Source organism: Variovorax sp. GW458-11-26-14-LB1 (assembly GCF_059423965.1).
This window is the reverse complement of the sequence record NZ_JBWKYW010000089.1, coordinates 1-12,814: the sequence shown is the minus strand read 5'-3', so window position 1 is coordinate 12,814 and position 12,814 is coordinate 1. Positions and strand designations below refer to the sequence as shown.

Annotated in this window: 12 protein-coding genes; 5 read left to right on the top strand and 7 right to left on the bottom strand. The window is 69.1% G+C overall.

The window, feature by feature from the left end; genetic code table 11:
* Positions 1-102 precede the first annotated feature (102 nt).
* From AC07YS_RS31415 to AC07YS_RS31405, 3 genes are read right to left on the bottom strand one after another with little or no spacing between them, the layout of a single operon-like run.
* Positions 103-462 (bottom strand): hypothetical protein, encoded by a 360-nt coding sequence (locus AC07YS_RS31415; RefSeq protein WP_495268144.1) that lies wholly within the window; start codon positions 460-462, stop codon positions 103-105.
* Positions 463-464: 2 nt separating this feature from the next.
* Positions 465-1,187 (bottom strand): PspA/IM30 family protein, encoded by a 723-nt coding sequence (locus tag AC07YS_RS31410; protein ID WP_492678311.1) that lies wholly within the window; start codon positions 1,185-1,187, stop codon positions 465-467.
* Positions 1,188-1,199: 12 nt separating this feature from the next.
* A complete protein-coding gene (locus AC07YS_RS31405; protein ID WP_062476391.1) occupies positions 1,200-1,616 on the bottom strand; it encodes a YjfI family protein in 417 nt (138 codons plus the stop codon).
* Positions 1,617-1,756: 140 nt separating this feature from the next.
* Here AC07YS_RS31405 and AC07YS_RS31400 point away from each other — a divergent pair, with 140 nt between their 5' ends.
* Positions 1,757-2,674 (top strand): LysR family transcriptional regulator, encoded by a 918-nt coding sequence (locus tag AC07YS_RS31400; RefSeq protein WP_062476388.1) that lies wholly within the window; start codon positions 1,757-1,759, stop codon positions 2,672-2,674.
* Positions 2,675-2,689: 15 nt separating this feature from the next.
* On the opposite strand, the gene AC07YS_RS31395 is transcribed toward AC07YS_RS31400, so the two are convergent.
* Together AC07YS_RS31395 and adh are read right to left on the bottom strand one after the other, a co-directional pair.
* On the bottom strand, positions 2,690-3,067 hold the full coding sequence (locus AC07YS_RS31395; protein WP_095947459.1) for a DUF779 domain-containing protein: 378 nt from the start codon (positions 3,065-3,067) through the stop codon (positions 2,690-2,692).
* Entirely contained in the window at positions 3,067-4,587 is a 1,521-nt protein-coding gene (gene adh, locus AC07YS_RS31390) for an aldehyde dehydrogenase (protein WP_495268143.1), read from the bottom strand. The genes AC07YS_RS31395 and adh overlap by 1 nt, the downstream gene beginning before the upstream one ends.
* 237 nt (positions 4,588-4,824) lie before the next feature.
* Between adh and AC07YS_RS31385 the strand changes: the two genes are divergently transcribed.
* Together AC07YS_RS31385 and AC07YS_RS31380 are read left to right on the top strand one after the other, a co-directional pair.
* The gene (locus AC07YS_RS31385; RefSeq protein ID WP_495268142.1) at positions 4,825-6,717 is read left to right on the top strand and encodes a sigma-54-dependent Fis family transcriptional regulator; all 1,893 of its coding nucleotides are present in this window, start codon (positions 4,825-4,827) and stop codon (positions 6,715-6,717) included.
* A 56-nt stretch (positions 6,718-6,773) separates the two neighbouring features.
* On the top strand, positions 6,774-7,604 hold the full coding sequence (locus tag AC07YS_RS31380) for a class I SAM-dependent methyltransferase (protein ID WP_495268141.1): 831 nt from the start codon (positions 6,774-6,776) through the stop codon (positions 7,602-7,604).
* Between the two features lie 7 nt (positions 7,605-7,611).
* Here AC07YS_RS31380 and AC07YS_RS31375 read toward each other — a convergent pair whose 3' ends face one another.
* Together AC07YS_RS31375 and AC07YS_RS31370 are read right to left on the bottom strand one after the other, a co-directional pair.
* On the bottom strand, positions 7,612-8,412 hold the full coding sequence (locus AC07YS_RS31375) for a DUF1266 domain-containing protein (protein WP_495268140.1): 801 nt from the start codon (positions 8,410-8,412) through the stop codon (positions 7,612-7,614).
* Positions 8,413-8,452: 40 nt separating this feature from the next.
* Positions 8,453-9,454 (bottom strand): hypothetical protein, encoded by a 1,002-nt coding sequence (locus AC07YS_RS31370; protein ID WP_495268139.1) that lies wholly within the window; start codon positions 9,452-9,454, stop codon positions 8,453-8,455.
* Between the two features lie 319 nt (positions 9,455-9,773).
* On the opposite strand from AC07YS_RS31370, the gene AC07YS_RS31365 reads away from it, so the two are divergent.
* Together AC07YS_RS31365 and AC07YS_RS31360 are read left to right on the top strand one after the other, a co-directional pair.
* Positions 9,774-10,160: a DUF4259 domain-containing protein gene (locus AC07YS_RS31365; RefSeq protein ID WP_495268138.1), complete on the top strand. Its 387-nt coding sequence runs from the start codon at positions 9,774-9,776 to the stop codon at positions 10,158-10,160.
* A 220-nt stretch (positions 10,161-10,380) separates the two neighbouring features.
* Positions 10,381-12,814, top strand: a 2,434-nt coding sequence (locus AC07YS_RS31360) for a hypothetical protein (RefSeq protein WP_495275762.1), incomplete at its 3' end; no start/stop codon positions are given.

The window sequence follows — 12,814 nt, the reverse complement described above, 5'->3', positions numbered from 1 at the left end:
CAGCAGCACCGTGTAGATCGCGGTGGGGTACCCCGTCACCGCTCCCATGAAATCGCCCATTGATCCTCCCGCGTGCGGGTTGGTTGTTGTTCTCTTTTCTTCTTACTTGCCGCCCGGCTTCTTCGTGCCGGTGTTCTTCTTGTTCGCCTTGCCTGCAAAGGCAATCAGTTCGCGCGTGGCCCTCTCCTTGATGGCCAGGCGGTCGTCAGGTGACAGACCATAACGCGCCGCCAGAAACTCGTAGTCGGCCGTGTTCAACGACACCGTGAGGCGCGGCCGCTTCGGCTTCGAGGTGGTCGCCAGGCCCAGCACCTGCCGGATCTGGTCGGGCGTGGACACATGCTGCTCGAACGCCGCGGTGCGCACGGCCTCGAGCACGGCCTCTTCCACGTCGAAGGCCACCTGGACCGCGCGGATCGCCTCGTCCGAGCCCTGCCAGCGTACCGGCTTGACCCGCACCATCGTCACTCCTGAACCGGCTTGGACGGTTCGGACGGCTTGGCCTGCCGGGCGCGGATGCGCTCCATCACCTTGCCGGTGCGGTCGGCGTCGTTGCCGATGCCCGCCGCGGCCAGCTTCTTCTCGAGCGCGCTATGGCCGAACTCATCTTCGAGCTGCTGGCCCGCCGCCATGCGATCAGACAGGTCTTCGTGGCGCGAGCGGATGCGCTCCAGCGACTCGCGCGCGCTGGCCAGGCGCGAGCCGCCGCTGCCGATGTTCTCGGAGATCGACTGCGTGGCGCGGTAGACGCTCTCGGTGGTCTTGGCAATGCCGATCTCGCGCTCGTGCTCGCGGATGCGCGCCTCGGCCGACTTGATCAGGTCCTTGAGCCGCGACACCTGCAGCGCATACGAGGCGTGGGCCTTGGCCTGCTCCTCGAGCTCCTGCTCGAGCGTGCCGACCTTGGCCGCCACGTCGAGCGCCAAGCCTTCCTGGGTCTTGTTGAGGGCTTCGAGCGCCAGGCCTTCGTAACGCGCGACCTCGCCCTTCAGGCGTTCGATTTCGCGGGCCGACTGCATCTCCTTGGCCATGACGCCCGTGAGGTCGCCCTTGGCCTTTTCGATGCTGTGCTTGGCGTCGATGATTTCCTGTTCGTAGATGCGCGTGGCATTGCTGTCGATCACGCTCTCGCCGATTTCGCGGGCGCTGCCGCGCAGCAAGGTGACCAGCTTCTTGATGACTGTCATGATGATCTCCGCTTAATTCAGGAATTCGGACAAGGCGTCGAGCGCATCGAGCGCGTTGTCGCTGAGCACGGCCACTTCGCGTGCGATGTCTTCCACGCTCGCGTTGCGCCCGAGCGCTCCGGTGAGCACGTAGCGGCCACCGACGCGTCCGAAGGACGACAGCGGCACCGACGGATTGAGGTCGAGCAGCGATTCAAGCAGCTCGGTGCGCCGCGCGGGCTTCACGTCTTCCTCGGTCCAGAGGTAGCAGATGCAGATGATCTGCATGTCGGAGCTGGTGACGAAGATCGGCAGCTCGTCACGCCCCTCGATGCTCACCTGCACCACCGGCGTGCTGCCCGGAATCGGCTGCAGCTGAACAGACAGCCCGCCCATCGCGGCACCGGCCAGCACGTCGAGGCCTTCGAGTTGATCCAGCAGTGATTGCATACCTCTCCTTTGGGTTGTCTACCGTGGGAAGCGCGCGATGCTTCGATGGATTCACTATAGGTGCAGCGACATAACATGTCAAAATTCTTTTAACCCGTGCGCATGACTTTCGGCACTGGCGCGCTCTCTAGAATCCGCCGATGGCCAGCACCATCAACCCCGCGCGTGTCGATTTCGTGACGCTGCGCCTGTTCTGCGCCGTGGCGCAGTCGGGCAGCATCACCAAGGGTGCGGAAGCGTGTCACCTCGCGCTCTCGGCGGCGAGCCGGCGCCTGTCCGACTTCGAAGCCGCCACGGGTTCGAAGCTGCTCGAACGCAGCGCCCAGGGCATCGCGCTCACGCCCGCCGGGCATGTGGCGATGCAGCATGCGATGCGCCTCTTCCAGGGCTTCGAGCAGTTCAGCAACGAGCTGGGCGACTACGCCAGCGGCGTGCGCGGCCATGTGCGGCTGTGGGCCAACATGTCGGCGCTGACGGAGTTCCTGCCGACCACGCTGGCGGCCTTCCTCGGGCAGCATCCCGATATCCGCGTCGAGGTCGAGGAACAGCTGAGCGGCGACATCGTGCGCGCCCTGGTCGACGGCCTCGCCGACGTGGGCGTGTTCGCCGAGAACACACCCGCCTACGGCCTCGACGTCGCGCCCTTCCAGACCGACGAGCTCGTGGTGCTGTGCGCCAGGCCGCATCCGCTGGCGCGACTGCGCGCGAAGCAGGTCGATTTCAAGACCTGCCTGGCACACGAATTCGTGGGGCTGAACCGCAGCAGCTCGCTGCTCGAACTGACCTCGCGTGCCGCCGAACAGGCCGGCATTCCAATGCGGCTGCGCGTGCAGGTGCGCAGCTTCGATGCGATGTGCCACATGATCGCGGCCAACCTCGGCATCGGCGTGGTGCCGCTGGCCGCCTGCAAGGCGCAGGTGGCCGCGCTCGACCTGAAGGTGGTGCACCTGAAGGACACGTGGGCCACGCGGCGCCTGCTGATGGCGACGAAGACGGGCGCGGCGCTGACGCCGGCGACGCAGTTGCTGGTGCGGCAGCTGCTCGCTTCGTCGAACTGACGACCGGCCCGGGCCCTACTCCGCCCCCTCGGCCTCGAGCACCGCCCACTCCGCCTCCGTGAACAGCCGCGAGCGCGTCAAAAAGCGCACGCCCAGCGGCCCTTCCAGCGAGAACATGCCGCCGCGCCCCGGCACCACGTCGATGATCAGCTGCGTGTGCTGCCAGTACTCGAACTGCGGCCCGCTGATGTAGAACGGCATGCCGCCGATGCGGCCCAGCAGCCGGTCGTAGTCGCCCACGATGAACTCGCCCTGGGCGTAGCACATGGGCGCGCTGCCGTCGCAGCAGCCGCCCGACTGATGGAACATCAGCGGGCCGTGCCTGGCGGCGAGGTCGTCGATGAGCGCGAGCGCCGCGTCGGTCGCGGTGACGCGCAGGACCTCGCCGGTCATCAGAAGAAGCCCAGCTTGTTCTCGCTGTAGCTCACGAGCAGGTTCTTGGTCTGCTGGTAGTGGTCGAGCATCATCTTGTGGTTCTCGCGTCCGATGCCCGATTGCTTGTAGCCGCCGAAGGCCGCATGCGCCGGGTACTGGTGATAGCAGTTGGTCCACACGCGGCCGGCCTGGATGCCGCGGCCCATGCGGAAGGCACGGTTCATGTCGCGGCTCCACACGCCGGCGCCCAGACCGTAGAGCGTGTCGTTGGCGATCGACAGCGCCTCTTCCTCGTCCTTGAAGGTGGTGACCGACACGACCGGTCCGAAGATTTCCTCCTGGAAGATGCGCATCTTGTTGTGGCCGCGGAACACGGTCGGCTTCACGTAGTAGCCGTCGGCCAGGTCGCCGTCGAGCTGCTGGCGCTCGCCGCCGATGAGCACCTGCGCGCCCTCCTGCCGGCCGATGTCGAGGTATGACAGGATCTTTTCGAGCTGCTCGCTCGAGGCCTGCGCGCCGATCATGGTGGCCGCGTCGAGCGGGCTGCCCTGCTTGATGGCGGCCACGCGCTTCAGTGCACGCTCCATGAAGCGGTCGTAGATCGACTCCTGGATCAGCGCGCGGCTCGGGCAGGTGCAGACCTCGCCCTGGTTCAGCGCGAACATCGTGAAGCCTTCGAGCGCCTTGTCGAAGAAGGCATCGTCGCGCTCCATCACATCGGCAAAGAAGATGTTGGGCGACTTGCCGCCCAGCTCCAGCGTGACCGGAATGAGGTTCTGGCTCGCGTACTGCGAGATCAGCCGGCCCGTGGTGGTCTCGCCGGTGAAGGCGATCTTGCCGATGCGGTTGCTCGACGCCAGCGGCTTGCCCGCCTCCACGCCGAAGCCGTTGACCACGTTGAGCACGCCCGGCGGCAGCAGGTCGCCGATGACCTCCAGCAGCACCAGGATCGACACCGGCGTCTGCTCGGCGGGCTTGAGCACCACGCAGTTGCCGGCCGCCAGCGCGGGCGCGAGCTTCCACACGGCCATGAGGATCGGGAAGTTCCACGGAATGATCTGGCCGACCACGCCGATGGGCTCGTGAAAGTGGTACGCGAAGGTCTCGTGGTCGATCTCGCTGATGCCGCCCTCCTGCGAGCGCACGCACGAGGCGAAGTAGCGGAAGTGGTCGATGGCCAGCGGCAGGTCGGCGGCCATGGTCTCTCGGATCGGCTTGCCGTTGTCCCAGGTCTCGGCGGCGGCCAGCATGGCCAGGTTTTCCTGCATGCGGTCGGCGATGCGGTTCAGGATGTTGGCGCGCTCGGTGGTCGAGGTGCGGCCCCAGGCGCCCTTGGCCTTGTGGGCGGCGTCGAGCGCGCGCTCGATGTCGGCGGCGCTGGAGCGCGGCACTTCGCAGAAGACCTTGCCGGTGACGGGGGTGATGTTCCCGAAATACTGGTTCTCCACCGGCGCGACCCATTCGCCGCCGATGTAGTTGCCGTAGCGCTTCTTGAAAGGCACCGCGGTACCGAATTTGCCCGGTTCGAGCATGTCCATGGGTTGTCTCCGTTGGGTAAGGTGTGAACAGGCGGCGCCACGACATGCGGCGGCCCGCACAGGCACCGCAAGCGGCATACCCGCGCGGATCGGGACAATCCCCAAGCCCCGCGCCACAGGGGCGCGGCCCGCGCAGAGGGTTTCCATTCGCAATCTGCGACAGATGGGCGCGACGGCGGCGACTACGATGTCGCACAAGGCGAATCGCCGGCAATCCCGCCCACGGAGTTCCGCAAGATGAGTGAAGCTTCCGCCCCCTCGGTCAGCGTCGCGCAGGCCCGTGAGCTGTTCTTCGCGCAGGGCCGTGACCCGGCGCCGTGGATCGCGCCGCACATCTCGCGCTCGTGGCAGCGCAGCCGACCGGTCGACCCGCACTGCATCGACCCGACGCCCATGGCGCCTTCGCTGCTCAACGAGCGGCGCGAGCAGGCGATGCGCCTGCTCAGCTGCGCGCAGCCCGAACTCGACGGGCTTGCCGAGCACGCGGTGGGCAACGGCTGCATCGTCGCGCTGTCGGACGCCAGCGGCCTCATCCTCGAAGAAATCGGCAGCCCCGACTTTCTGCCCAAGGCCCAGCGCGTGGCGCTGCAGCCCGGCGTGGAATGGTCGGAGAACCATCGCGGCACCAACGCCATCGGCACCGCGCTGGCCGAGCGCGTGGCGCTGATGGTGCTGGGCGGCGAGCATTACTTGGCACAGAACGGCCGGCTGGGCTGCGCGGCGGCGCCCATCTTCAGCGGACGCGGCGAACTGGCCGGCGCGCTCGACATCTCGGGCGAGACCGCGCGCGTGAACCACCACGCCCTGGGCCTGGTGCGCATGGCGGCGCAGCAGGTCGAGCACCGCATGCTGCTGGCCGAGGCCTCGGGCCATGTGCTGCGCTTCCATGCGCGGCCGGCGCTGATCGGCACCGCGCGCGAAGGCCTGATGGTGATCGAGGGCGGGCGCATCGTGGCGGCCAACCGCGTGGCGCTCGACCTGTTCGGGCGCTCGTGGGAGGGCCTGCTCGACCTCGACGCCGAAGAATTCCTGGGCGCGCAGTGGCCGCGCATGGAGCACCGGCGCAGCCTGCTCACGCTGCCGGGCGGACGGCAGATCGCGACCGTCATGGAGCGCACGGGCACGGCGAACAGCGGCACGGGCCGCTCCGGCGCGCGGCAGGTGATGGCCGCGAACACAGCGCCCGTCGACAACGACGACGTGGTGCGCCCATTGCTGGCGCGCGCCGTGCGCGTGCTCAACGAAGGCGTGCCGGTGCTGGTGAACGGCGAGACCGGCAGCGGCAAGGAGGTGTTCTCGCGCCGCCTGCACGCCGCCAGCCGCCGCAGCGCAGGCCCGTTCGTGGCAGTCGATTGCGCCTCGCTGCCCGAGACGCTGATCGAGGCCGAGCTGTTCGGCTACGAAGAAGGCGCCTTCACCGGCGCGCGCCGCAAGGGCATGCCGGGGCGCATCCGCGAAGCGCACGGCGGCGTGCTCTTTCTCGACGAGATCGCCGAGATCCCGCTCGCGCTGCAGACGCGCCTGCTGCGCGTGCTCGAAGGCCGCGTGGTCACGCCGCTGGGCGGTGGCCAGGGCGTGGCGGTCGATTTCGACCTGGTGTGTGCCACGCACGCCGGCCTGCCCGCGCTGGTCGAGGCCGGGCGCTTTCGCGCCGACCTGATGTACCGCGTGGCCGGCTTCACCGTCGCCCTGCCCGCGCTGCACGAGCGTGCCGACCGGCGCGCGCTGATCGCGCGGCTGTTCCTCGAATCGGGTGGCGCCGCCAAGCACCTGTGCCTGGAGAACGACGCGCTCGAACGGCTGGCCGCCTACCGCTGGCCCGGCAACGTGCGCGAGCTGCGCAGCGTGCTGCGCGCGCTCGTGGCGCTGGCCGACCCGGGCGATGCGGTGACGGCCGATGCGCTGCCCGCGCACCTGCACGACGCCGCCCCCGTTGCCGACTTCAACGAAGCCACACTGTCGCAACCCAACGCGCCGCTGCAGACCATCACGCGCCACGCCATCGACGAAGCCCTGCGCGCCTGCGACCACGACGTGGCGCGCGCGGCCCGCCGGCTCGGCGTTCACCGCAGCACCGTGTACCGCCACCTCGCGCGCCAGCGCCCGCCCGCGGGCAACACCAAAGACTGACTTGCCCGCACGCGCGGGACCGGCCAGACTTTGCGCATGGCCCTGCCCCCGCATTCATGACCACCGGCAAATCCGCGCGCAAGCTCTCGGCCGTGCCGTCCACCTTGCGGATTCCGCTGGCCGCGCGGGCTTCGGGCGATGCGCTCTTTCCGCAGATGGCCGTGCGCGACGCCTACGCCGCCGGCATCCTCGAGCAGATCCGCGACGACGACCACGCCCTGCCCGACGACCGCACGACCATCTACGGCATCCTCGCGCGCACGCGGCGCTTTCGCAGCCTGGCGCAGGACTTCCTCAAGCTGCACCCGGGCGCGCGCGTCGTGAACATGGGCTGCGGCCTGAGCCACTACTTCCAATGGCTGGACGACGGCAAGTCGCGCATGACCGATGCCGACCTGCCCGAGGTGCTGGCCCTGCGCCGCGAGCTGCTGCCCGAAACGCATCCGCGCCACGACCTGCGCGAACTCGACCTCACGGCGCCCGGCTGGTGGGAGCAGCTCGGCCTGCCGCGCAAGCGCCAGGCGCAGCCGGTCTTTCTGTTCACCGAGGGCGTGCTGATGTACCTCACGCCCGAGCAGGTGAACGCGGTGTTCGCTACCTTCGGCGAACGCGCGCCTGCGGGCTCGGTGCTGGCCTTCGATGCGATGTGCTGGCTGGCCGTGGGCCGCGCGCGCCAGCATCCTTCGGTGCGCGCGACCGGCGCGGAGTTCCAGTGGGGCCTGCGCCGCTACGAAGACCTCACGCAGCCCCATCCGCGCCTGCACCTGGACGGCACCTACCGCGTGATGGAAGGCATCGGCTGGCCCTACACGCTGTTCGCGCCGATGGTGCTGTTCTTTCTCGGCGTGCCGATCTATGCGGTGTATGCGCTGAGGGCGAAGGACTAGGACCTCTTCAGGCGAACGGCACGCTGCGCCACGGGCTGCGCGTGTCGCTCAGCAGCAGGCGGTTGGTGCGCAGCAGGTGCTCTTCGCGCGCGTCGGAGTACTGCCAGATCAGGCCCGCCGCGATGTAGGCGGCGCTCACCTGCGACCAGCTGGCATAGGCCGCACGCACCTGCGATGCCAGGCCGCCCGCAAAGTCCGCGAACTCCGCGCGGTCGATGAAGCCCAGTTGCACGGCCCAGCGCGACAGGCTAGCCAGGCGCACCGCGTCCCAGGCCACCAGGTTCGTCAGCTGATCCGGCGCCACGCCGAAGTGCTTGCGCAGGGCCTGGACCCAGCTCTGGCTGCCGGTCATCAGCCGGCTCAGCTCGGCGCTCGAGTGCCCGGTCTGCGCGGACAGCGCCCGCATGTCCAGGTGCTCGCGCGCCTTGATCTGGAAGAACGCGGGAAACCACGCGTCCATGACCAGGCGCAGCACGCCGGGCGTGGACTGCACCGCCGCATCGATCGCGCCGATGCCCTTCCAGGCCGGCAGGTACTTCGCGCGCTGCCCTTCCTCGGTCAGCCAGCGCGCGGTCTGCTCGAAGCTCGCGCGGTCGCTCACGTTCCACACCTGCGCGATACCTTCGCGCAGGGTGTCGTTGTCCTTGCCGGTGAGCACCGCGTTCACGCAGTCGCCGTTGAAGGCCGACAGCGGCGTGCTCAACGTGACCAGCCATTGCTCCTGCGCGGGAAGCGCGGGCGCAGCGGCGTCGAACTTGAGCTTGTCGTTGTCGAGCATCGCGTGCGCGAGCGTGTCCTTGAACCCCATGAAAACTCCCCCGAAATTTGTTGAATGCCGCGCGGGCGGATCAGGCCTTCGATTGCAGGCGCACAACCTCCTGCTGCAGAAACGCAAGGAAAGGTGCGCGCAGCGATTCCTTCATGTGCGCGGGCAGCGCCATCGGTGGGGTCGAGCCCGTCAGCAGCTGGTCCCCCTTCTCTCCGATCTGCAGCGCACGCACCTCCACCCGCTCCAGCGCGATGCGCAGCGGCGACTCCATCAGGTCCTTGCCGTACAGCGCCTGCGCGGTGAGCGCCACGCCGTAGGGGCCGCCGAACAACGGAAAGTCGGCCAGCGCGAACTGCAGCGTCTCGCCCGCGGGAATCTGGAACTTGTCCGTCACCTTGCCCAGCTTCTTGGCGAGCTTCAGGTTGGCGGGGTCGAGCAAGGTGTCGACTGCGCCGTGGTCGGCCACCAGCTCGGCCAGCGTCCAGACGCGCTGCTGCGCCTGCCGCTGGCTGCCGTTTTCCGCGTGGTACGCGAGCACCGCCGCGACCGTCGGCGCCAGCAACTCGCCGCAGCGTTTGAGCAGCACCGGCTCGGGCGCGTCGGCCACGCCGGACCAGTCTTTCCACGCCTTGAAGCGCGCGAGCAGCGTCGAGACGAACGAAGGTGCGTCGTCCGCGCGCGCCGGCAAGGCATGGCCCTGCGCCGGCGGCGGCGCGGCTGACAGCACGGTGAAGTCGTCCTGCACGTACACCGCCTGGTCGGTCAGCAGCAGCCCTTGCGAGGTGCGCTTGCCGCTGAGCCGGTTCATCGCGTGGTAGCCGAGGAAGAACAGCGGAATCTCGTCGCCCAGCCACGGCTTGGGCAGGTACATCTGCTCGACCGCCTGCGCGAACACCTGCGGCGCATCTTCGTGGTCGGGGTGGTCTGCCTGGTCGGGCAGGAAGGCAAAGGCCGACAGGTCGGCATGCAACGGTGCCTGCACCTGTTGCTGCACGCGCGCACGCAAGGCATCGCCGTGGCGCGCGCGTTCGGGCGGCAATGCGCCCAGGTGATCGGTGAACGACGAAAAAACGAATGACATGCTGAATCTCTCCCTGAAACCGTGGTTGTGAATGGGTAAGCGGCCCGGCATCTGCTTCCGTGGGCCATGCACGGCAGATCGGCCGTGACCGCGGCGTGTCCTGGAAGGACACCGCCGCAACGCCGGCCCAAGGGAAGTGTTCCCCGGCGGCTCACGGACTGGATGATCACGCGCCCCCATGTCAGGAGCGCGGCCATGCTACTGGGAAGCGTCGCCTGGCATTCTGACGAATTCTGAGAGCGCGCGCGATCACTCCATCGGGTCGCTAGCATCACTGGATCTGCAAACCGTGGCCACGCCACACACGGGAGTCAAACGAATGGGTACATGGTCGACAGCAGGCTTCGGCAACGACGAGGCACTCGATTGGCTGGCGGAACTGCAGGAAGCCGATGACGCGCTCGCCTTCATCCGCGAGACGCTGGATTCAGGTTCGACCGAAGGCACTGTCGCCGCGGCCGAAGTGCTGGCGCTGCTCGCCGGCCAGGGCAGCGCCGACGTGCACCCGGACGCCGTCGACTGGTGCGCCGGCAAGGCCGCGCCGCCCGCCGACCTGCGCCATGCCGCCGCCGACGCGCTGCAGGCCATCCTCGACGACCCCGACGCGGACGGCCACGACACCTGGGCCGAGCTGGGCGAGGACGACGAGGACTACCTTGCGTGGCTCGCCAACCTGAAGAGCCTGCAGGTCCGGCTGCGCAGCTGACCCGCGCTGAACGCGCCCGGCGTTCCGGCCAAAGCGTGCGCCGTGTTACGTAACGAGTGGCGACAGCTGCCCGTTTTGCACCACGGGCCTGACAGGGCCATTCGCAAAAAAATCGTTTTGAATCAACGGGATACTGTGTTTTCGGTCCGTCGTTGACGGCCGAAGTCGAAGGCGGCACGCATGTTGCCCTCTGTAGTCATTTATTTGACGAGGAGGCCGCATGACCACCACCGTATCGCCGATCGCTTCGATCCCCGCCGCCGCCGAAAGCGGCGCCCCCGTGGTGCTTGCACAGGCCAGCGTCACCCCCCTGGGCCCCGTCGGATCGGGCGCCCCCATGGCCGCGCCCGCCGGGCCGACCAGCCTGGGCACCCTGTCCAACGCCACGCCCGGCACGGTCGTCATGCGCGACGGATTTCGCATGCCGGTGGACGGCAACCAGACCCTCATCGCCGGCGACCGCGTGATCGTGCCCGACGGCGGCCAGGCCAACGTGCTCTTCCCCGGCTCGGCCACCAACAAGGCGCCGCTGGCCGGCGTGTTTGCGGGCGGCACCGACGCCACCATCACCTCGACCAAGCTGTCCAGTGGCCTCGAACAGGTGAACGTCGACGTGGCCGCCGGCAACCTCGATGTCACCTCGCCCGACAGCGACGCGGAAGCCGCGGCGCTCGCCGTGAGCAAGAAGACCGCGGCCGGCAGCGGCATCGGCCTGGGCGAATTCGCACTCGGCGCGCTGGGCGCCATCGGCCTGGGCGCCGCGCTGAGCGGCGGTGGTGGCGGCGACGGCGGCGGGTTCCCGCTGTTCGTCTCGGGCATCGGTGACAGCGACGCGGATGCCGATTCGGATGCCGATGCTGACGCCGACTCCGACTCGGATGCAGACGCCGATGCCGATGCCGATTCGGACGCCGACGCGGATTCGGATGCAGACGCCGACGCTGATGCGGACGCCGATTCGGACGCGGATGCCGACGCCGACGCAGACCACCTGCTCGATCCGGGCGACGGCCTCGCCGGGCACCTGCTGGGCGCCCTCGACAACGCGCTCGGCCTGGGCGGCGGCGCGACCAACGTGCGCAGCGCCTCCGGCTCGTCGGGCACGCTGGCCTCGCTGATGCCCGTGGCCGACGGCCTCACCGATCTGGTCGACGACCTGCTCTCGCCAGTCACCGGCGAGGAGTTCAAGCCCAACGATCCCAATGAGTTCGAACCGGTGGACAACGCGGTCGAGAACATTGCCGTTCACGTGGGCGGCGTGCTGACCCCCGTGGTCGACGGCCTGCTCGGCGATGGCCTGTCCGACGCCCTCGTCGGCTCGCTGATCGGCCAGGTCGACTACCTGACCGACGCGCTGGGCAATGCGCTGGAGAACGTCCTGGGCAGCGAAGGCCTGCTCGGCGGCATCACCACCCCGCTGGGCCTGGACGGCCTCGTGGACGACCTGCTCGGCACGGACGGTGTTGTCGGCCAGGTGCTCGAGGGGCTGCTGGGTGACGGCAGCCTGCTGGGCAGCGTGCTCGGCGAAGACGGATTGATCGGGCAGTTGCTGGGCGATGACGGGCTGCTCGGTGGCGTGCTGGGCGATGGCGGTTTGCTGGGTGGCGTCCTCGGCGGCGAAGGCGGCTTGTTGGGCGGTGTGCTGGGTGACGACGGCCTGTTGGGCGGTCTGCTCGGTGGCGACGGGGGCCTGCTCGGTGGTGTGCTGGGCGATGACGGCCTGCTGGGTGGCGTCCTCGGCGGTGAAGGCGGCTTGCTTGGCGGTGTGCTGGGTGACGACGGCCTGTTGGGCGGCTTGCTCGGTGGCGATGGCGGTCTGCTCGGCGGTGTGCTCGGCGACGACGGATTGCTGGGCGGCGTCCTCGGTGGCGAAGGTGGCTTGCTCGGGGGCGTGCTGGGCGACGACGGCCTGCTGGGTGGCGTCCTCGGCGGCGAGGGCGGCCTGCTTGGCGGCGTGCTGGGCGACGACGGCCTGGTCAACGGCCTCCTCGGTGACGAAGGCATCCTGGGCGGCGTGCTCGGCGGCGACGGCGCGCTGTCCGGCCTGCTCGGCAGCGAGGGCCTCACCGGCGGACTGCTCGGTGGCGACGGGCTCGTGGACAGCCTGCTCGGCCCCGATGGCGCGGTCGGCTCCCTGCTGAACGCGACCCCGCTGGCCGGCCTGCTCGGCGGCGAAGACGGCTTGCTCGGCGGCCTGGTGGGCGATGACGGGCTCCTGGGTGGCGTCCTCGGTGACGACGGCCTGCTGGGCGGTGTGCTGGGCGACGACGGCATCCTCGGTGCCGAAGGCCCGGTCGGCGGCCTGTTGAATGGCGTCCTTGGCGGCGACGGCGGCGGCTTGCTCGGCGGTGTGCTGGGTGACGATGGTTTGCTGGGCGGACTGCTCGGCGGTGACGGCGGCCTGCTGGGTGGCTTGCTCGGCGACGACGGCATCTTGGGCGGCGTCCTCGGTGGCGACGGTGGCCTGCTCGGCGGCTTGCTGGGTGACGAAGGCCTTCTGGGCAGCCTGCTCGGCGGCGGCGACGGCGGATTGCTTGGCGGCGTGCTGGGTGATGACGGCTTGCTGGGCGGTGTCCTCGGCGGCGACGGTGGTCTGCTCGGTGGATTGCTGGGCGACGACGGCCTGCTGGGTGGCGTCCTCGGTGGTGACGGCG

Coding starts and splice junctions, on each gene's coding strand:
- AC07YS_RS31410 (WP_492678311.1), bottom strand. CDS start 1,187: ATGACAGTCATCAAGAAGCTGGTCACCTTGCTGCGCGGCAGCGCCCGC.
- AC07YS_RS31385 (WP_495268142.1), top strand. CDS start 4,825: ATGAGTGAAGCTTCCGCCCCCTCGGTCAGCGTCGCGCAGGCCCGTGAG.
- adh (WP_495268143.1), bottom strand. CDS start 4,587: ATGGACATGCTCGAACCGGGCAAATTCGGTACCGCGGTGCCTTTCAAG.
- AC07YS_RS31365 (WP_495268138.1), top strand. CDS start 9,774: ATGGGTACATGGTCGACAGCAGGCTTCGGCAACGACGAGGCACTCGAT.
- AC07YS_RS31395 (WP_095947459.1), bottom strand. CDS start 3,067: ATGACCGGCGAGGTCCTGCGCGTCACCGCGACCGACGCGGCGCTCGCG.
- AC07YS_RS31380 (WP_495268141.1), top strand. CDS start 6,774: ATGACCACCGGCAAATCCGCGCGCAAGCTCTCGGCCGTGCCGTCCACC.
- AC07YS_RS31415 (WP_495268144.1), bottom strand. CDS start 462: ATGGTGCGGGTCAAGCCGGTACGCTGGCAGGGCTCGGACGAGGCGATC.
- AC07YS_RS31370 (WP_495268139.1), bottom strand. CDS start 9,454: ATGTCATTCGTTTTTTCGTCGTTCACCGATCACCTGGGCGCATTGCCG.
- AC07YS_RS31375 (WP_495268140.1), bottom strand. CDS start 8,412: ATGGGGTTCAAGGACACGCTCGCGCACGCGATGCTCGACAACGACAAG.
- AC07YS_RS31405 (WP_062476391.1), bottom strand. CDS start 1,616: ATGCAATCACTGCTGGATCAACTCGAAGGCCTCGACGTGCTGGCCGGT.
- AC07YS_RS31400 (WP_062476388.1), top strand. CDS start 1,757: ATGGCCAGCACCATCAACCCCGCGCGTGTCGATTTCGTGACGCTGCGC.